General features: G+C 69.3%; 20 protein-coding genes. 15 read left to right on the forward strand and 5 right to left on the reverse strand.

The annotated features are described in order from the left end of the window. Nucleotides 1-14: 14 nt before the first annotated feature. The 3 genes from CQ042_RS08005 to CQ042_RS08015 all read right to left on the reverse strand — a co-directional run bounded on the left by CQ042_RS08005 (nt 15) and on the right by CQ042_RS08015 (nt 3,675). Complete coding sequence (locus tag CQ042_RS08005; protein WP_105669956.1) at nt 15-1,004, reverse strand: metalloregulator ArsR/SmtB family transcription factor; 990 nt, start codon at nt 1,002-1,004, stop codon at nt 15-17. Then, nucleotides 1,001-2,098: an ACR3 family arsenite efflux transporter gene (arsB, locus tag CQ042_RS08010; protein ID WP_105669957.1), complete on the reverse strand. Its 1,098-nt coding sequence runs from the start codon at nt 2,096-2,098 to the stop codon at nt 1,001-1,003. The genes CQ042_RS08005 and arsB overlap by 4 nt, the downstream gene beginning before the upstream one ends. Before the next feature lie 275 nt (nt 2,099-2,373). Further along, complete coding sequence (locus tag CQ042_RS08015) at nt 2,374-3,675, reverse strand: NAD(P)-binding domain-containing protein (protein ID WP_105669958.1); 1,302 nt, start codon at nt 3,673-3,675, stop codon at nt 2,374-2,376. A gap of 143 nt (nt 3,676-3,818) precedes the next feature. Here CQ042_RS08015 and CQ042_RS08020 point away from each other — a divergent pair, with 143 nt between their 5' ends. From CQ042_RS08020 to csrA, 15 genes are all read left to right on the forward strand, one after another. Continuing rightward, the gene (locus CQ042_RS08020; protein ID WP_105670017.1) at nt 3,819-4,100 is read left to right on the forward strand and encodes a metalloregulator ArsR/SmtB family transcription factor; all 282 of its coding nucleotides are present in this window, start codon (nt 3,819-3,821) and stop codon (nt 4,098-4,100) included. A 320-nt stretch (nt 4,101-4,420) separates the two neighbouring features. After that, nucleotides 4,421-4,819, forward strand: a complete 399-nt coding sequence (locus tag CQ042_RS08030; RefSeq protein WP_105669959.1) for a hypothetical protein — start codon at nt 4,421-4,423, stop codon at nt 4,817-4,819. 44 nt (nt 4,820-4,863) lie between these two features. After that, nucleotides 4,864-6,564, forward strand: coding sequence for a long-chain-fatty-acid--CoA ligase (locus CQ042_RS08035; RefSeq protein WP_105669960.1), 1,701 nt, complete (start codon nt 4,864-4,866; stop codon nt 6,562-6,564). A 143-nt stretch (nt 6,565-6,707) separates the two neighbouring features. After that, nucleotides 6,708-6,956: a flagellar FlbD family protein gene (locus CQ042_RS08040; protein WP_105669961.1), complete on the forward strand. Its 249-nt coding sequence runs from the start codon at nt 6,708-6,710 to the stop codon at nt 6,954-6,956. Continuing rightward, nucleotides 6,956-7,765 (forward strand): motility protein A, encoded by an 810-nt coding sequence (locus CQ042_RS08045; protein ID WP_105669962.1) that lies wholly within the window; start codon nt 6,956-6,958, stop codon nt 7,763-7,765. The genes CQ042_RS08040 and CQ042_RS08045 overlap by 1 nt, the downstream gene beginning before the upstream one ends. Continuing rightward, entirely contained in the window at nt 7,762-8,571 is an 810-nt protein-coding gene (locus tag CQ042_RS08050; RefSeq protein WP_105669963.1) for a flagellar motor protein MotB, read from the forward strand. The genes CQ042_RS08045 and CQ042_RS08050 overlap by 4 nt, the downstream gene beginning before the upstream one ends. Before the next feature lie 49 nt (nt 8,572-8,620). Then, a complete protein-coding gene (locus CQ042_RS08055) occupies nt 8,621-9,553 on the forward strand; it encodes a flagellar motor switch protein FliM (RefSeq protein ID WP_105669964.1) in 933 nt (310 codons plus the stop codon). After that, complete coding sequence (gene fliN, locus CQ042_RS08060) at nt 9,550-10,209, forward strand: flagellar motor switch protein FliN (RefSeq protein ID WP_105669965.1); 660 nt, start codon at nt 9,550-9,552, stop codon at nt 10,207-10,209. Before CQ042_RS08055 ends, fliN begins: the two co-directional genes overlap by 4 nt. 32 nt (nt 10,210-10,241) lie before the next feature. Further along, nucleotides 10,242-10,706, forward strand: a complete 465-nt coding sequence (locus tag CQ042_RS08065; protein ID WP_105669966.1) for a flagellar biosynthetic protein FliO — start codon at nt 10,242-10,244, stop codon at nt 10,704-10,706. Then, complete coding sequence (gene fliP, locus CQ042_RS08070) at nt 10,703-11,518, forward strand: flagellar type III secretion system pore protein FliP (protein WP_105669967.1); 816 nt, start codon at nt 10,703-10,705, stop codon at nt 11,516-11,518. Before CQ042_RS08065 ends, fliP begins: the two co-directional genes overlap by 4 nt. Continuing rightward, nucleotides 11,515-11,787 (forward strand): flagellar biosynthesis protein FliQ, encoded by a 273-nt coding sequence (fliQ, locus tag CQ042_RS08075; protein ID WP_017828226.1) that lies wholly within the window; start codon nt 11,515-11,517, stop codon nt 11,785-11,787. The genes fliP and fliQ overlap by 4 nt, the downstream gene beginning before the upstream one ends. A gap of 4 nt (nt 11,788-11,791) precedes the next feature. Continuing rightward, a complete protein-coding gene (locus tag CQ042_RS08080) occupies nt 11,792-12,553 on the forward strand; it encodes a flagellar biosynthetic protein FliR (RefSeq protein ID WP_105669968.1) in 762 nt (253 codons plus the stop codon). Then, nucleotides 12,550-13,641: a flagellar biosynthesis protein FlhB gene (locus CQ042_RS08085; RefSeq protein ID WP_105669969.1), complete on the forward strand. Its 1,092-nt coding sequence runs from the start codon at nt 12,550-12,552 to the stop codon at nt 13,639-13,641. Before CQ042_RS08080 ends, CQ042_RS08085 begins: the two co-directional genes overlap by 4 nt. After that, nucleotides 13,638-15,698, forward strand: coding sequence for a flagellar biosynthesis protein FlhA (locus CQ042_RS08090; RefSeq protein WP_105669970.1), 2,061 nt, complete (start codon nt 13,638-13,640; stop codon nt 15,696-15,698). The genes CQ042_RS08085 and CQ042_RS08090 overlap by 4 nt, the downstream gene beginning before the upstream one ends. Nucleotides 15,699-15,702: 4 nt before the next feature. Further along, nucleotides 15,703-15,954 carry a carbon storage regulator CsrA gene (gene csrA, locus CQ042_RS08095; protein ID WP_105669971.1) on the forward strand — a complete coding sequence of 84 codons (252 nt, stop codon included), beginning with the start codon at nt 15,703-15,705 and terminating at the stop codon, nt 15,952-15,954. 12 nt (nt 15,955-15,966) lie between these two features. Here csrA and CQ042_RS08100 read toward each other — a convergent pair whose 3' ends face one another. Both CQ042_RS08100 and CQ042_RS08105 read right to left on the reverse strand, forming a co-directional pair. After that, nucleotides 15,967-17,103, reverse strand: coding sequence for a hypothetical protein (locus CQ042_RS08100; RefSeq protein ID WP_105669972.1), 1,137 nt, complete (start codon nt 17,101-17,103; stop codon nt 15,967-15,969). Continuing rightward, the gene (locus CQ042_RS08105) at nt 17,100-18,698 is read right to left on the reverse strand and encodes a cell wall metabolism sensor histidine kinase WalK (RefSeq protein WP_105669973.1); all 1,599 of its coding nucleotides are present in this window, start codon (nt 18,696-18,698) and stop codon (nt 17,100-17,102) included. The genes CQ042_RS08100 and CQ042_RS08105 overlap by 4 nt, the downstream gene beginning before the upstream one ends. Nucleotides 18,699-18,803: the final 105 nt, after the last annotated feature.

An 18,803-nucleotide genomic window follows, 5' to 3' on the forward strand; every position in this document is an offset into this window, starting at 1 on the left:
TGGTCGGAGGGCGGTCAAGGAAGAAGCTCGTCGACGAGTACACGCACACGGTCGGCGATATCGTCGCGGATGGCGTCCACGCCTGCACGAGAGGCGAGAGCAGGGTCACCCACCGCCCAGTCGTCGTAGCGGACGCCGGGGATGAGGGGGCAGACGTCGCCGCAGCCCATCGTGACGACGACGTCGGCCGCGCGGACGGCGTCGTCTGTGAGCGGCTTCGGGAAGCGGTCGGCGGCCCGGTCGCCCTCGATCTCGGCGAGAAGCGAGCGGACATGTGGGTGGATGACATCGGCGGGCGCGGAGCCCGCCGAACGAGCGATGACCTTGCCCGCTGCGAGCTTGTTGACGAGTGCGGCGGCGAGCTGCGACCGGCCGGCGTTCGCGACGCAGACGAAAAGCACCTGCGGCACGGAGGAGTCGCGGTCCCGGGTCAAATCGGCGAGACGCTGGCGCGCGAAGCGCTCGGTGAGAGGCACGAGCGCCGAGGTGACGCGGGCGCTGCGTGCGAGCGCGGTGTAGGACTCTCGGACGGTCGCGAGAACGACGTCGGCCCCGAGCTCAGGAACCTGCGCTGCGAGCTCTTCCGCGAGGCGAGTTACCCGCGCATCGAAGTCCGGCCGCAGCTGGCCGTCGTCGTCCATCCCTCCGGGCGCGACCGAGGCCGGTGCGAAGGAATCCAGCAATGCGGTGACAACGCTGCGCCGACTCGGGTTGATTCGGTACCAGACCCACGTTCCGCGTCGCTCCGACGTGAGGACATCGACGTCTTTGAGTACCTTGAGGTGGTGGGAGACGGTCGGCTGCGAGACGTCGGCCAGCTCAGCGAGGTCGCAGACGCAGGACTCTCCGCGCGGGTCGGAGGCGATGGCCGACAGCATCCGCAGCCGCAGCGGCTCCGATAGCGCCTTCAGCGTGGCCGCTACCGAGGTGGCGGCTTCCAGCCCGATGGCATGGGATGCGACGGGGTTGCAGGTGTCGGTGTCGGTCGCAACGGTGACGTTCACGACGGCATCCTTTCCGTCGTGTACGGGTCGGTGTGGAACCAGCGGCGGGCTGCCCAGAGCGAGACGTAGACGAGCCCGACGAGAACGGGGACCTCGATCAGCGGACCGACGACGCCGGCGAGTGCCTGGCCGGAAGTCGCGCCGAACGTGCCGATGGCGACGGCGATGGCGAGCTCGAAGTTGTTTCCGGCCGCCGTGAACGCCAGGGTCGTCGAGCGCGCGTATCCGAGCCCCAGTGCCTTTCCGGTGAACAGGCCGAAGAACCACATGGCCGCGAAATACGCCAGCAGCGGCAGCGCGATCCGCGCGACGTCCCACGGGCGGCTCGTGACCTGTTCTCCCTGGAGGGCGAACAGCAGCACGATCGTGAAGAGGAGACCGTAGAGGGCCCACGGACCGACCTTCGGCAGAAAGCGGTCTTCGTACCAGTCGTGCCCCTTCGCACGTTCTCCGAGGAAGCGGGAGGCGAAACCGGCGACGAGGGGGATGCCGAGGAAGATCAGGACGTTCAGCGCGATCTGCCAGACCGAGATCTCCAGGCCCTGCGAATCGAGACCGAGCCATCCGGGGAGGACGGTGAGGTAGAACCACCCGAGGAGCGAGAACGCGACGACCTGGAAAACCGAGTTGATGGCGACCAGCACCGCTGCGGCTTCGCGGTCGCCGCAGGCGAGATCGTTCCAGATGACCACCATGGCGATGCAGCGCGCAAGCCCCACGATGATGAGTCCCGTACGGTACTCGGGCAAATCGGGCAGGAACGCCCACGCGAGGACGAACATCAGCGCGGGGCCGACGAGCCAGTTGAGCACCAACGACGAGACGAGGAGCTTCTTGTCGCCGGCGACAGCGGCGACCCTGTCATAGCGGACCTTCGCGAGGACCGGATACATCATCACCAGCAGACCGAGGGCGATGGGAATCGAGATTCCACCGACCTCGAGGCGGGTGAGCAGGTCGGAGACGCCGGGGACGAAGCGGCCGATGAAGATGCCACCGACCATGGCCAGGCCGATCCATAGCGGCAGCCACCGGTCCAGGGTGGACAGGCGTCGCGTGGTCAGGGCGGTGGTGGCTACGGTCGCGGTGCTCATGCGAGGAGCGCCTCCATCTCATCTCTGCGATGACAGGCTCCGGCCGCGGTCACCGTGCAGAGTCCCATTGCATCGACATGTATCTATATTGACACTTATCGATACTGATGGCAACCGCGGCAGCGACGACAGATGGCCCCCACGACGCCGGTGCCGTGGTCCGCGTCCTTCGCGACACCATCGACGCGAACGTGCGCACCCTGGCGGCTCGACTCGTCAGCGAGATGCGGAGGGTGGGGATCCCTGCGGAAACCCCACCGCTCCGTGTGCGTCGATCAGCCGACGGCGACCGGCCGTGCACCGATCTGCAGGGTCGACGGAGCTGCGCAGCAGCTGCCCGCGTTGTCGTCGAAGCCGCCAGCGCCCCCGCACACGCCGGTGCTCGGGAGGACGAGTTCGCTGCGTCCCGCCGCCTCATGGTCTCCCACGAGGTGCGCGGCGACGCTCCGCACCTGCTCGAAGCCGGTCATCGCGAGGAAAGTCGGCGCCCGGCCGTAGGACTTCGCGCCGACGATGAAGAACCCGTGCTCCGGCTGCGCAAGCTCTCTTGCGCCCGTCGCACCCACGGATCCGCAGGAGTGAACGTTGGGGTCGATCTCGGAAGCGATGCCGGCGACCGCCTCGAGCGCGGGATCGAGGTCGATCCGCAGCTCTCGCAGCATGCCGGTGTCCGGGCGGAAGCCCGTGAGCGCGAACACGCGCCCGACACCGTTCACCTCGCGCCCGTCCTCGGCGGCGACGGTCAGCCCGTCCATGTCCTCCCGGAACTCGGCGACACGGAAGCCCGTCACCAGCTCGACGATCCCTTCGTCGATGACCTTGCGAGCGCGGGACCCGAGAGCAGCACGCTCGGGAAGCTCGTCCCCGCTCCCACCCCCGAAGACGTTCGCCGCACTCCCTCGACGCAACAACCATGTCACGCGAGTTCCCGGGGACCGACGCGCCAGCTCACTCAGGCGCAGTGCGGCATGCGTGGCGGAGTGCCCCGCACCGACCACGACGACATGCGAGCCCGCGAGTTCCGCCACGTCAGCCGGGATACGGTACGAGATCGTGCCCGAAACCGAGGACTCGCCGAGTGCGGGGAACCCGTCGGCCCCCGCAGGGTTCGGAAGCCCCCAGGTACCACTCGCGTCGACGACCGCGCGGGCGATGAGTCGAGATTCGTCGCCGTCAGCGTCGACGGTGTGCACGACGAAGGGCCGGCCCTCGCGTCCTCCGTCGATGACTTTGTCCCGGCCCTGGCGCGCGACTCCCGTGACGGTCGTCGCGTAGTGGACCCGCTCACCCAGAACGTCAGCGAGCGGCGCCAGGTAGCCGCTCACCCATTCCGCACCGGTCGGATACCCGGAAGCGGGCGCGTTCCATCCCGTCGGCTCGAGGAGACGGCGTGCAGCAGCGTCCGTGAGCTCCGGCCACGCCGAGAACAGGCGCACATGTCCCCACTCGGAAACCGCGGCGGCAGCACCGCGCCCGCGCTCGACGACGATCACGTTCTCGCCGCGTTCGACAAGGTGCGCCGCGGCGGCGAGACCCTGCGGGCCCGCACCGATGACGACGACAGGAAGCTCAGACATCACATCTCCTCAAATCGAAAAACATCAATATGAAGACTGTCACCCATCTATCGAAGATTGTCAATGCGTGCCAGAATAGACCCGTGACCCTGCCGACGACAATCGAAGCACCCCGTTGCTGCGTCCCGCCCATCACCCCGTCGATGACCGTCGACGATGCGGAACGCGTTGCGCGCGTGTTCAAGGCACTGGGCGACCCCACTCGGGTCAGGCTGTTGTCCCTCATCGCCGCCGGAGCAGGTGGCGAGGCATGCATCTGTGACTTGACCGAACCCGTTGGCCTCTCACAGGGCACGGTCTCCCACCACATGAAGCTCCTCGCGGATGCCGGGCTCGTCACGCGTGAACAGCGCGGCAAGTGGGCCTACTTCGCCCTCAACGGCGACGCGATGGATGCCGCGGCCGCAGCCCTCCGAGCGGTGTGAGCGTCTCGGTCATCCGAACTCGCGAAGCGCCGAGGTCATCTCGCCGCCGGCATCGCCCGTGTTGACGGTGCCCTTCCACTCGAAGAGGATCGCGTGCACCTCGTCATCCGCACGCGGGCAGTGCTCGACGCCCTTCGGGACGACGAAGACGTGACGACCTTGACGTCGTCGTCGTTGACGCTCGTCAGCCGATGCGGCTGCCAGTGCTCCGTGATGGTCGCCAGGGTCGCCTGCACGTTCCGCGTGTCTTCGTCCACCCGGTCAGCCTCAGCGGCGCGGGATTCACCGGTACTGTCGTCTGAGGGAGAAAGGTGCCGGTCATGAACGCGGTCGACGCTGTCGGCACGATCGCCGAGATCCTGTCCTGGATCGGACTCGGCGTTGGTCTCCCCCTGCTCGTCGTCGTGTTGCTGGTGAAGGTGCACGACGGCTCGTGGCTGCCGCACGAAGTCGTCATCCTCGAAGAGGAGGGCGGCCGGGCGCGCGCCCGCTGGTTCGCCGCCGGCGACTTCTGGGAACGGCCGCTCCGCGCGGACGAGTCCACCCACTGGCGCGGACGGGAGGAGGCAGACGCCTTCCTCAGTGAGCGCCACCCGAGCCTGATGCGGTTCGAACCCCGACGCCCTCTCCTGCATGCGTTCCAGGTGCTCGGCATCACCCTGGCCGGCGTCGGTGCGGCAGCGGTCGCTCTATCGATCGTGCTCCTGTTCGTCGGTTGACGGGTGCGGTGTCCGCGGATCACGATCCCGGGCAGGATGGAGACATGTCCGTCTCCCCTCTCGCCTCACGACCCTGGCTCGACTCCTATGCGGAGGGCGTACCCGCCGAGATCGAGGATCCGTCGCAGACCCTGCCGGAGATGCTCTCGGCGAGCGTGAAGGCCTTCGGCAGACGCCCGGCGCTGGACTTCTTCGGCGCGGTCACGACCTACCGCGAGCTCGGGGAGCAAGTCGAGCGCGCGGCCGAGGGGCTGCGGCGCCTCGGGGTCGGCGCGGGCGACCGTGTCGCTCTGGTGCTGCCCAACTGCCCGCAGCATGTCGTGGCCTTCTACGCCATCCTCCGACTCGGTGCGATCGTGGTCGAGCACAACCCGCTCTACACCGCGCGCGAACTGCGACACCAGTTCGAGGATCACGGTGCACGCCTCGCCATCGTGTGGGACAAGGCCGTCGACACGATCGCCGGCTTCCCGGCAGACCTCAGGGTCGAGCACATCGTGAGCGTCGACATCACCACGGCCATGCCGTTGTCGAAGCGCCTCGCTCTTCGCCTGCCGGTACCCAAGGCACGCGAGTCGCGGGCGAAGCTGACCGGCACCCCGAAGGCCCGGCATCTCGTCGCCTGGAAGAGCCTCGCCGACCACCGGCGGATCTCACGTCGGGTGCCGGGACCGACGCTCGACGACATCGCCCTGCTGCAGTACACGAGCGGGACGACGGGCGTCCCGAAGGGCGCGATCCTGACGCATGCGAATCTCCGCGCCAACGCAATGCAGGGCAGGGCGTGGGTGCCGGGACTCGTCGACGGCGAGGAGACGTTCTACGGTGTCCTGCCGCTGTTCCACGCCTACGGAATGACCCTGTGCCTGACGTTCGCGATGAGCATCGGCGCGCGGCTCGTCCTCTTCCCCGCGTTCGACCTGGGTCTGGTCACGGCAGCGGCACGCGCGACTCCCCCGACCTTCCTCCCCGCCGTCCCCCCGATCTACGACGCTCTCGCTCGTGCAGCCGCCCGCGGGACCATCGACCTCTCGACGGTCCGCTTCGCGATCTCCGGGGCGATGAGCCTCCCGGTCGCCACGGTGAAGCGCTGGGAGGAGGCGACGGGTGGCCTCCTCGTCGAGGGCTACGGCATGACCGAGAGCTCACCGGTCGCGCTCGGCAACCCGATGGGGCCCACCCGTCGTCCCGGCACGGTCGGCGTGCCGTTCCCGAGCACCGAGATCCGGGTCGTCGATCCCGCGGATCCGACCGTCGACCTGCCGTCCGGCGAGGCCGGCGAACTCCTCATCCGCGGCCCGCAGGTCTTCCAGGGGTACTGGGGGCGTCCGAGCGAGACAGCCGATGCCCTGCTGGCCGACGGCTGGCTCCGGAGCGGAGACATCGCCCAGGTCTCGTCCGACGGGTTCGTGAGCATCGTCGACCGTCTCAAGGAGCTCATCATCACCGGCGGCTTCAACGTGTCGCCCAGCGAAGTGGAAGACGCGCTCGTCGCGCACCCCGATGTGGTGGCAGCTGCCGTCGTGGGTCTTCCCCGACCCCACGGCGGAGAAGAGGTCGCCGCCGCCGTGGTGCTCCGCGACGGCGCCGTCCTCGACGTGGATGCGCTGCGCGACTTCTGTCGCACCCGACTCACCCCCTACAAGGTGCCGCGCCGGATCACCGCCGTCGACGATCTCCCCCGGTCGCTCATCGGCAAGGTGCTGCGTCGTCAGGTGCGGGACCGGCTGCTCGCCGATCGCTGAGGCGTCCCGGTCGTAGACCTCCTCCGCCGCGGGCATGGCTAACGCCCCGCGCCCTCCGGCCGACAGTCCCCCTCGACGGCCCAGGACGGGCCGTCGGGTCCGTGCTCTCCGGAACGCGGACGGATCTTTCCAGGATGGAGCCCATGATCGTCCTCACGCGCCTGAACCGTTCGCGGTTCGCGGTGAATCCCGACCTGATCGAACGTGTCCAGGCGACGCCGGACACGACGCTCATCATGGTCGACGGCGCGACCTTCGTCGTCACCGAGACGATGGACGACGTGATCGCACAGATCACCCGCTTCCGTGCCGGCGTGCTCGCCACCGCTGCCGCTCTGATCGCCGCGGCCGGAACCGACGCCGTCACCCCCGACTCCGAGGTCGGTCTCTGATGGATCCGTCCCTCATCCTCGGACTGGTCCTGGCCTTCGGCGCCCTGGTCGCCATGATCAACCTCGAAGGCGCGACCATCGGATCGCTGCTGATCCCCGCCCCGATGGTGCTGGTCTTCGGAGCCACGATCGCCGTCGGCATCGCGAGCGGCACCGTGCGCGATGCACTGCATGCGGTCAAGTCGCTCCCCCGCGCCTTCCGCGGCGAGCGCCGCACCGCGTCGAGCATGATCGACACGGTGGTCGGCTACGCCGAGAAGGCGCGCGCCGAGGGGCTCCTCGCCCTCGAGCAGGGGCTGGAGGACGAGAAGGATCCGTTCCTGCGGCAGGCTCTGCAGAGCATCGCCGACGGCACGGATGCGGAAGACCTGAGGACCCTGCTGGAGGATGAACTCACCTCGACCGCCGCCCGCAACCGCACCGCGTCACGCTTCTACATGACCTTGGGCGGATTCGCGCCCACCGTCGGCATCATCGGCACCGTCGTCTCCCTCACGCATGTGCTGGAGAAGCTCGACAAGCCCGACACCCTCGGTCCCATGATCGCGACGGCATTCGTGGCGACGCTGTGGGGTCTCCTGTCGGCCAACTTCATCTGGCTGCCCATCGGCGGACGCCTCCAACGTCTCGGCGAGCTCGAGCTCGAACGCATGACCGTGCTCATGGAGGGCATGCTCGCGATCCAGGCCGGCGCCCCGCCGCAGTTCGTCGGAGAGCGCCTGCGCGCCCTCGTGTCCGAGCGCCCCTCCGCCCGCTCCGGCCGTCACGCCCGCACCCGAGCAGCCGAGGAGACGGAGCAGGCGTCATGAGCGTCCGTGCCCGTCGCCGCGTGCCCCAGGAGGAGCACAGCGGTCCGGACGAGCGGTGGATGGCATCCTACATGGACATGGTGACCGTCCTGATGTGCATGTTCATCGTGCTGTTCGCGATGTCCACGGTCGACCAGGAGAAGTTCGAGGCGCTCAGCGCCTCCCTCGCCACCGGGTTCGGCCAGGAGCCGTCGGACGACGTCGACGTCACGACGGGTGTCGTCGTTCCTCCGGAGCTGGTCGACGAGAAGGGCCAGGACTTCGCCGACGTCGATCTGGCCGCGGCGCAGACCGAGTTCACCGAGCTCTCCGCGCTGCGCGAGCGCCTGCGACAGGTGCTGGCCCAGAACGGGCTCGAAGCCGACGTCACCTTCACGATCGACGAGCGCGGTCTCACCATCGGCCTCGTCAGCGCCGAGACGTTCTTCACCACGAACAGCACCACGCTCAGCTCGACCGCCGTCCTCGTGCTCGATGCCCTCGGCTCGGTACTGGTGACCACCTCGAACGAGATCTCGGTCGAGGGCCACGCCGACGTCCGCGGATCGGTCGCGCCGTACCCCACCAACTGGGAGCTCTCGGCCGGCCGCTCGACTCAGGTGCTGCGACACCTGGTCGAGGCCTCGGGCCTCCCCCCGGGGCACCTGAAGTCGGTCGGCTTCGGCGACACCCGTCCGGTCGCTGCCGGCGACGCCCCCGAGGCCCTCGCCCAGAACCGGCGGGTCGACATCGTCGTCCTCTCCGACGCGAACGAGGAGGTGCGCGCGCTCATTCCCCAGGCCCAGGCGGGGAAGCCGTCCTCCTGACCCGCCCACTCACCTAACGCACGCCGATCGCCACCCGATAGTCCGGAACGTGGTGATCGAGGACAGCGTGCGCTCCGAGGTGCGCGCGGGAACGGCGACGAAGACCGCCGAAGTCGAGGTGTACGACTTCGGCCGTTCGGCGACCCTCTCGCGTGAGCACATCCGCGCCCTCGAGCTGGCCTTCGAGACGTTCTCCCGACAGTGGTCCGCGCAGCTCTCGGCGAAGATCCACGTGCGCGCCACCATCGCCGTCGAGCACGTCGGGATGATGACCTACGGCGAATACGCCCAGTCCCTCCCGACGACGACCACCATGATCGTGTGCGCGCTTCCCGATTCCGACGAGCGCCTGATCGTGCAGCTGCCCACCTCCGCCGCCACCGCGTGGATCGTGCAGATGGTCGGCGGACGCGCATCCGCCGCCTCGGAGGACCGCACGTTCACCACGATCGAGCAGGCGCTGATCCGGACCCTGATCGTCGACGCGATCGACCATCTCACCGGCGCGCTGGACGGCCTGCTCCCCGCCGGCGTCACCATGAGCGGCATCCAGTACAGCTCCCAGTTCGCCCAGGTCGCGGCGTCGGGGGAACCGGTCATCGTCGCACGGTTCTCGATGCGCCTCGGCGGACGGACCGTGCCGACGAGCGTCATGCTCCCCGCCTCCGTGCTCGCCGGCTTCACCGTGCGCCCCTCCGACGACGAGCGCTCCGGGGCTCCGGGGCGGATCCGTCGCCAGGTCGAGGTCGCGCCGGTCGAGGTCGCGCTGCGGCTCGCGCCGCGGGCCGTCCTCCCCCGCGAGGTGCTGGATCTGTCGGTCGGCGACATCATCGCGTTCCCGCACTCCGCCGACCGCCCGATGGTCCTCGCCGTCGGCGACCAGACCGTCGCCACGGCCGCCGTCGGCAGCGCCGGGGCGCGCTTGGCCTGCGTCGTCACCACCACCATCCCCGATCCCGCCTTCGCCGAGGAGTCCGCGTGACAAGCACCACCACCTACGAGTCCGCCGTCGCCGCCGCCTTCGCTGCGAAGCTGCCGACCGCCTCTCCTCTCGTCGCGCGCGCCTCGCAGGTCTCGGGAGACACGGGCGACGCCGTCATCGTGCAGTTCGTCGGTGAGGCGAGCGCCCGACTGGCCGTCCAGCTGTTCGAACCGGAGATCCTGGTCGACGGACTCGGCGGCGCGCCACTGACCGACCGGCTGCGCGACGCCTTCGAGGCGTCGACGAGCGCCCTCGGATCCGGGGCACTCGGCGACGCGACGATCGGCGACGCCTCCGCCCTGTTCGCCGATCCCGCCGCTCAGCTGTTCGACCTGCAGGACGACGCGGATCACACGATCGGTCGTCTCGCCGTCGTCATCTCGCGCGCCCCGGCCGCGGTCTCGAACTCCTCCCGCCGACTCCACCGCATCGCAGGTGTCGAGATGGAGCTCACGGTCGAGATCGGACGCACCAGGATGGCGGTGCGCGACGTGCTCGGGCTGGAGCCCGGACGCATCGTCGAGCTCGACCGCTCGGCCGGCGCACCGGCCGACATCAAGCTCAACGGCCGCATCATCGCCCACGGCGAGGTCGTCGTCGTCGATCAGGACTATGCGGTGCGCATCACCCGCATCCTCGAGAACGTCGAGGCCTGACCCTGGACGACCTCCTGCTCGGCCTGCGGGTCGTGCTCTCGCTCGCCGCAGTGCTCGGGGTGCTGTGGTATCTGCAGCGTCGCGTCGCGCGCACGCAGGCGCGCCGTCGCGACAGCGAGGCCATCACGGTGCTCGGACGTCAGGGGGTCGGTCCGAAGGCGCAGATCGTCGTGATCCAGACGGAGGATGCCCGCTACGTCCTCGGCGTCACCGAGCACGGCGTCAACGTCGTCGATCGCCTGCCGGTCAAGGCCGGGGGCCCGTCGGAGGAGACCGCCCGTCCGGCCAGGTCGGCGGCCGCCTCCGAAGCGGCGTCCGACGCCGAGGAGTTCGAGCGCATCCTCGCCGCCACCGCCCTCACGGAGACGACGGGCGCGCCGGCCGCGGATCCGATGCTGCGGCGCCGGGTGCGGCATCGGAACGATCCGCTGCGCGGCTCCATCCTCTCCCCCGAAACCTGGCGGCAGACCGCCGAGGCCATCCGGCGCACGCGATGAGCGCCCACCGTGGGCTCGCCGACCGGCGGGCGCTGCGACGATTCGCGCTGCTGCTCGCGACCGCGCTCGCCCTGGTGGTGGTGCTGACGCTCCTCACGGGAACGGCTGCCCATGCGCAGGTGCCGCCCGACGATCCGGGCGAGGGCATCACGATCGACATCAACGGCGTCGACGGCGGCCCCTCGGGCTCGATCCTGACCCTGCTCGGCATCACGCTGCTCTCGGTCGCTCCTGCCCTGCTGTTGATGATGTCGTCGTTCACGAAGATCTTCGTCGTGCTGGCGATGACGAGGAACGCCCTGTCGCTGCCGACCATCCCCCCGAACCAGGTGCTGGCCGGACTGTCGCTCTTCCTGTCGCTGTTCATCATGTGGCCGGTGCTGACCGAGATCAACACGGTCGCGGTGCAGCCGTACATCGACGGCACCCTCACGTTCACCCAGGCCATCGACGTGGGCCAGCTGCCGCTGCAGGAGTGGATGCTCCGCTTCACGCGCGAGGAGGACCTCGCCCTGATGACCCGGATGGCGGGTCAGCCCAACCCGGAAGATCCCTCGAGCGTGCCGATGTACACGCTCATCCCCGCGTTCATGATCTCCGAGCTGCGCGCCGCGTTCATCATCGGCTTCGTGATCTTCGTCCCGTTCCTCGTGATCGACCTGGTCGTCGCGGCCGCCCTCATGTCGATGGGCATGATGATGCTCCCGCCCGTCATGATCTCCCTGCCATTCAAGATCCTGCTCTTCATCCTCGTCGATGGCTGGGGGCTCATCATCCGCGCGCTCCTGGAGAGTTACGGAGGGGTCGGATGAGTCCCGAGGCCGTCATCGACATCGGCACGCAAGGGCTGATCATCGCGGCGAAGCTGGCGGCGCCCGTGCTGGTCACCGCCCTCGTCGTGGGCTTCGCCATCTCACTGCTCCAGTCCATCACCCAGGTGCAGGAGGTGACGCTGTCGTTCGTGCCGAAGATCGTCGCGGTCGGCATCGCGCTGCTCATCGCCGGCAACTGGATGATCGCGGAGATGATCGCGTTCACGAACGAGATGTTCGCCCGCATCCCCTCGCTGCTGAGCGGATGACGACGTGTACATCCCGATCGACTTCGCGTGGCTGGAGGCCACGATGCTCGCCGCCGTGCGCATCACGGCGTTCATCGTGATCGCTCCGCCGTTCTCCTACGGGGCGATTCCGGGGCGCGTGAAGGCGATGCTCGCGATCGGTCTCTCCCTCGCGATGGGTACCGCCGTCGCTCCGGGCTACGAGAACCTCGACACCGGGCCGTTCCTCGGAGCGCTGGTGCTGCAGCTGGTCACGGGCGCACTGCTCGGCTTCCTGGTGCTGCTGTGCTTCTCGGCGCTGCAGGCCGCCGGCAGCCTGATCGACGTGTTCGGCGGATTCCAGCTCGCCCAGGCCTTCGACCCGCACTCGCTCGTGAACGGGGCCCAGTTCACGAGACTCTTCCACCTGACGGCACTGACCCTGCTGTTCGCCTCCGGCGGCTATCAGCTGATCCTGGCCGGGCTCGCCCGCAGCTTCGAGGCCGTCCCCGTCGACGGCATGTTCGCCGCAGCAGGCCCCGCCGAGCTCCTCATCGACGGGGTCTCCCAGATGGTGCTCGCTGCCGTGCAGATCGCAGGGCCGCTGGTGCTCGTGCTGTTCCTCGCCGACGTCGGTCTGGGACTCATCACCCGTGTCGCGCCGGCCCTGAACGCGTTCGCGATGGGCTTCCCGGTGAAGATCCTGCTCACGCTGCTGCTCGCCGGTGCCGTCTACGCCGTCCTCCCCGGCATCGTCGATGCCCTCGCCGGGCAGGCGCTGCGCATGATGCAGGGGGTGCACGAGTGAGCGGCACCGACGGCGGCGAGCGCAGCGAGAAGGCGACCGACAAGCATCTCGGCGAGGCCAGGAAGAAGGGGCGCCTGTCACGCAGCCAGGACCTCACGGCCTGGTTGGGCATCGGCGCGGCGGCGATCACCATGCCCGCGGCCATCGCCCTCGGCGCCTCGGCGGGGACCGAGCAGCTCCTCACCCTGACCTCTCTGGTCGACGCTCCCACACCGGAGGCGGCACTCGCCGCCCTCGGCCGCGGCCTCGCCTCCGTGCTCCCCACCCTCACCGTGATGCTGGCGGCGGTCGCCATCGTCACCCTGATCGGCGCGGTCATCCAGGGAGGAGTGCATCTGAAACCGCTCACCGGGCGCTTCGAGCAGTTCAACCTCGTCAACGGCATGCGCCGGGTGTTCGGCATGCAGGCCCTCTGGGAGGGTGCCAAGGCGCTGATGAAGACCGCGGCGATCGGCATCGCGCTCTGGTTCGTGATCGCGAGCCTGATGCCCGTGCTGACCGCGAGCGGCGCGCACTCGATCTCCCGTCTGCTCGGCATCGCGAGCGAGGGCACGGCCGCCCTGCTGCAGACCGCGATCGGCGTCGGGCTCGCGCTCGCGGTGATCGACATGTTCGTGGTGATGCGACGCAACCGCAAGCACACCCGCATGACCAAGCGCGAGATCCGCGACGAGAACAAGAACTCCGAGGGCGACCCGCTGATCCGCCAGCAGCGGCGTTCGCGCCAGCTCGCCGTGAGCAGGAACCGCATGATCGCCGCTGTCGCCGGCTCGGATGTCGTCGTGGTCAATCCGACCCACATCGCGGTCGCGCTGCGCTACGAACCCGGCCGCGCCGCCCCCAAGGTGGTCGCGAAGGGCAGCGGCGTGATCGCGGAGCGCATCCGTGACGAGGCCGTGCGCGCCGGGGTGCCGCTCGTGCGCGAGATCACCCTCGCCCGCGCCCTGCACGCCGCGTGCGAGCTCGGCCAGGAGATCCCCGAAGACCTGTACAACGCCGTGGCCCGCGTGCTCGTGTTCGTCGATTCGCTGCGACGACGCGGAGCCGCCCGTGGCATCCACTCCCTTCCCTACCGGAGGACCGCATGAGACAGCTGCTTCCCAAGCTCGGGGTGCCGATCGGCGTCGTGGGCATCATCATGCTCCTCGTCGTGCCGGTGCCGCCTTTCCTGCTCGACATCCTCATCATCCTGAACATCATGTTCGCGCTCGTGATCCTGCTCACGTCGATGTTCGTGAAGAAGCCGCTCGACTTCTCGGTGTTCCCCTCGCTGCTGCTCGTGGCCACCCTGTTCCGACTCGGCCTGAACGTCGCCTCGACCCGTCTGGTGCTCGGCGAAGCGTATGCGGGGCAGGTGATCGAGGCGTTCGGCGCGATCGCCGTCGGGGGCTCGCTCATCATCGGCGCCGTCGTGTTCCTCATCCTCGTCGTGATCCAGTTCGTCGTGGTCACGAAGGGTGCCGAGCGCGTCGCCGAGGTCGGTGCGCGATTCACCCTCGACGCGATGCCCGGCAAGCAGATGGCCATCGACGCCGACCTCAACGCCGGGCTGATCACCGATGCGGAGGCCCGCGAGCGCCGCGCCGAGGTGGCAGCCGAAGCCGACTTCTACGGGGCGATGGACGGTGCATCGAAGTTCGTGAAGGGCGATGCGATCGCCGGACTCGTCATCATCATCATCAACATCGTCGGCGGCATCGCGATCGGCATCGTGCAGCATGGGATGACGATCGACGAGGCCGTGAGCACCTACAGCCTCCTCACGATCGGCGACGGGCTCGTCACGCAGATCCCGGCCCTGCTGATGGCGGTCTCCACCGGCATGATCGTGACCCGCTCGACCGCGGAGACGGAGATGGGCACCGCGGCGTCCGCGCAGCTCGGACAGTCCCGCAACGCGTTGATCATCGCCGGATGCGCGGCGATCATCATGTCGCTCATCCCGCACATGCCGATGCTGCCGTTCGTGGCGATCGGCGCTCTCCTCCTTCTCATCGCACAGCGCATCAAGGCGACGCAGAAGCGCGAGGATGCGGCGGCGGCGCAGAGCCCTTCGACCGCGCCGACGGACCAGCCGGAGGAGCTGATCGAGAAGATGCGCGTGCATCCGCTCGAGATCCTCCTCGCCCCGGACATCGTCGACCTCGTGACCGGCGGTCCGGACGACCTGCTGGCGCGGGTGAAGGCCCTCCGCCGCCGCATCGCGCTCGACCTCGGACTGATCACCCCACCCGTGCGCACGCGGGACAGCATCGAGCTGCCTCAGTCGACCTACGTCATCCGCATCGCCGGTGTCGAGACGGGCCGTGGCACGGCGCCTGCCGGCTCCGTCCTCGCGCTCGGACAGGGGCTGGACAGCCTCCCCGGCACCGCGACGCTCGACCCGGTGTTCGGGCTCGAGGGCAAATGGATCCCGATGGAGATGCGCCACAGCGCCGAGTTCGCCGGTGCCACGGTGATCGACCGCGCGAGCGTGATCATCACGCACCTCTCCAGCGTGATCCACGCGCACGCGGCCCGTCTGCTGAGCCGCGAAGACGTGCGGCAGCTCACCGACGCCCTCAAGCAGGCCTCCCCCGCCGCGGTCGAGGAACTCACGCCGGCGCTGCTGTCGCTGGCCGAGGTGCAGCGCGTGCTGCAGGGTCTGCTCGCCGAGCGCGTGCCGATCAACGACCTCAGCCGCATCTACGAGGCGCTGGCGCTGCGGGCCCGGACCTCCACCGAGCCGGAGGGCCTGATCGAGGCCGCGCGGGCCGCGCTCGGCCCCGCGATCGCCGCCCGGTTCGCCGATGCGGGCACGCTGCGAGTGGTGATGATCAACCCGCTCCTCGAGCAGGCGATGCTCGAGAGCCTGCGTCCGGGCGACGAGGGCACCCAGATCGTCTTCGATCCGCAGCGCATGGAGGCCGTCGTGGAATCCGTGAAGCAGGCCGTCTCCTCGGTGCGTGAGGGCGGAGAGCCGGTGCTGGTGTGCGCTCCGTCGCTGCGACCCGCGGTACGCCGACTCGTCTCGGCCCAGACCGACGGCCTTCCCGTCCTCTCGTACACCGAGGCGACCGCCGCCGCCCTCACGATCGAGACGGTCGGCGTCGTGCGGGACATCCCCGCGCCGTCGGTCGGCATCGTCCCGGCAGCACTAGGCTGAACGAATGCTGGTTTTGACGAGGCGGATCGGTGAAAGCGTGCGCATCGACGGCGACATCGAGATCACGCTGCTCGAGATCAAGGGCGACAGCGTGCGCATCGGCGTGCAGGCACCGCGCGAGACGCGCATCCAGCGGACCGAGATCATCGAGGCCGTCGTCGCCGAGAACGTGTCGGCCGCGGCCGAGACGGGTGCCGACGCGGAGGACGCCATCGCCGCAGCCCTCGCCAGAGGTCGCGAGTCCCGCACGCCGTAGTCGACCGCGATCTCAGACCCGCGACAGGTCCTCGGCGGTGGCCCGCTTCCACTGGTCGCCTCCTGCTGCCCGCGCTCTGACCGCCGCCCTGCTCGCCGCAGCGACGAGCGCGTCGTAGTCGAAGCCGACCACGGAGGCGGTCGCCCAGCCGATGCTCGCCGACGATCGGATCCCCGTCACCGTCGTCTCCCTGTCGATCACCGAGACGCGGGTCAGGATCGCTCGCAGGTGGTGTCGGACCGCCTCATCGTTGCCGCGGATGATGACGATCGCTCGGCCGTCCTCCACCCGATCGGCGTCGGCGGAGACCGGCAGGGCTTCCTGGATGTCGTGGTGGAATCGATCCACGATCAGGGTGAACGCCGCCCCCGTCGACGCCTCCCGCAGGTCGTCGGGGTCGTCCAGGCGGATGTCGAGGATGGACCACGGCTGATCGTTCTGTCCCTCCGCCTTCCGGAGCCGGCGGCGCGCCCGCTCCGCGACGTCGTCGACATCGCTCTTCTTCCCCTCCGCCCGCACCATCAGCACGAGGGTGAAAGCGGCGCAGGTGCTGACCACCACGGTGCCGACGGCGTTCATCCCGCGCAGCGCGCTCAGCTGCTCGTCGGTTCCGGCCCCGCCGGAGAGGAGGGCGGACACGGTGCTCACGACCGCGACCACCACGAGCCCGCACGACGCGAGCGCCAGCGGCAGCACGATGTCTCTGACAGCGGTGCGGTCGCGCAGCAGCTCATAGGCCACCAGGCCGCCGTAGACGGCGCTGCCGAGGAAGACGATCTGGAAGGAGGGCAGGTACCACGGCGTTCCTGCCGTCGACATCAGCAGGGCGGGAGCGATCAGGAGGAAGGGGACGACCAGCCACCAGCGCGCCCGCCGCCCGAAGTGCATCCGCAGACCGATCCAGACCAGCGGCTCGAAGCAGAGCAGAAGCGCCGAGGCGGCCCCGCGCAGCATCGGCTCCTCCGTCTGCTGCCCGGCGAGCCACAGGTAGGCCCCGAGCACCCCCAGGCCGAAGGCGGATCCCCAGGTCACGGTCGCCCTGCTCGGGCGCGCGAGCGTGCACAGGCCGACGACCATGACGGTGAGCACGGTGACGACGGCCACCATGCTGGTCGTGACGTCGACGTTGACAGGTACGAGCGGGGTCATGCCTGCGGCTCCTTCGAAGAACGCTGCGGGAAGCGCAGCGTGACCCGGGTGCCGCCCCCGACTTCGCTGGCGACGTCGATGCTGCCGTCATGCGCGCCGACGATGTCGCGCACGATGCCCATGCCGAGGCCCGTCCCGCTGATGCCGGCCCGCACGGCCTTCTCGGTGCGGAAGTAGGGCTCGAACACCCGCGCCAGGTCTTCCGGTGCCATTCCGAATCCATCGTCGACGATCATGAGCTGCGCGTGCCCCGTCGGCGCCACGCCGAGGTCGACGTCGATGCTGCCGCCGGGCGGGGTGTACTTGGCGGCGTTGCTGAGCAGGTTGTCGAGCACCTGCCGCAGCCGGAACGCGTCGCCGGAGATCACGAGGCGCTCCGCCCCCACGATCCGGAGCACCTGCCTGCTTCCCGAGATGACCGGCGCGTACGAAGCCGCGGCGGCTTCGACGAGCTCGCGCAGATCCACGGACTCGAACGGCTCCTGCGCAGTGCGGCTCGTCTGCTGGAGGATGCTCGCGACGAGATCCTGCATGCGCTCGCCCGCATGCGCGATGATCTCGAGCTGCGCGGGGACGCGTCCGGGGAGGTCGTCGCGCTCACGGAGCAGGTCGACGTGACCGACGATCGCGGTGAGGGGGTTGCGCAGCTCATGCGAGACGACCGCGTTGAAGGCCCGACGCTCCTCGTCGACCTCGAGCAGAGCGGTCACGTCGTCGATCACGACGAGCGTGATGTCCACACCCTCTCCCGCGCTGGCCATCGACTGCGTGCTCACCTCGAGCGCGCGCCACTGTCCCGCCCCGTCGAAGAGCCACACCCGTTCGGCGCGCAGCTTCTCGCCACCGGCGGCCCTGGCGAGGGAGGTGCGCGACGGCGAGAGCGCCGTGCCGCGTCTGGCGTCGTACTCGACCGCTGCCGAGGGGAGTGCCGCACCGAAGCGGTCGCGTCCGTAGAGCACGCGGTACGCGTCGTTCATCTGGAGCACGCGTCCCTCCGCGGTGACGACGACGAGGGCGACGCTCAGCGCATCGACGATCTGGATCACCCGCCGTTGGTTCGCCTCCGCCCGCTCCGCGGCGCGGTTCACCTGCTCCGAGCGACGTTGCAGCAGCCGGCGCGCGGCACGCGAGCGCTGTGCGCCGATACGGACGGTCACGCCCAGGAACCCGAGGGTGATGACGAGGGTGAGCAGGCGCAGGAGGATGTCGGCGGGCGCGCCGCTCCGCTCCGCGAACAGCACGAGCGTGGCGCTGATGAACGCGATACCGCCGAGCACCCACGGCATCGTGAAGTACGTCGCCAGCCAGACCACGGGGAAGACCCAGAGGAAGCCGAGCCGGATGTCGGGCGCGTTGGTGGTGAACCCGACCGCGAGGGCGTCCAGGAGGGGCACGGCGACCGCCGCGGCGCGCGGGAGCCGATGCCAGGGCACCGCGAGGGTCAGCAACGTGGTCACGATCACCAGAGCGACCCCGGCGACGATGAGCGGGTTGGCGAATGTCTGCGGTTTGAAGGCGGTGATCATGACGACGATGGCCACGATGCTGCCCGTGAACACCAGCTGCCAGCGCCAGATAGACACAGTGCGGACCATCAGCGCTCACCCTCCCCGTCGAACCTCAGCTTTGCCGCAAGATTACTCAAAGATCGGTCGAGCCCGCTCTTCGGGTGGCCCCGTCGCTCTAGCATTCTGAGTGGG

It is taken from the genome of Microbacterium sp. MYb62 (assembly GCF_002979475.1).
Classification (GTDB): domain Bacteria; phylum Actinomycetota; class Actinomycetes; order Actinomycetales; family Microbacteriaceae; genus Microbacterium.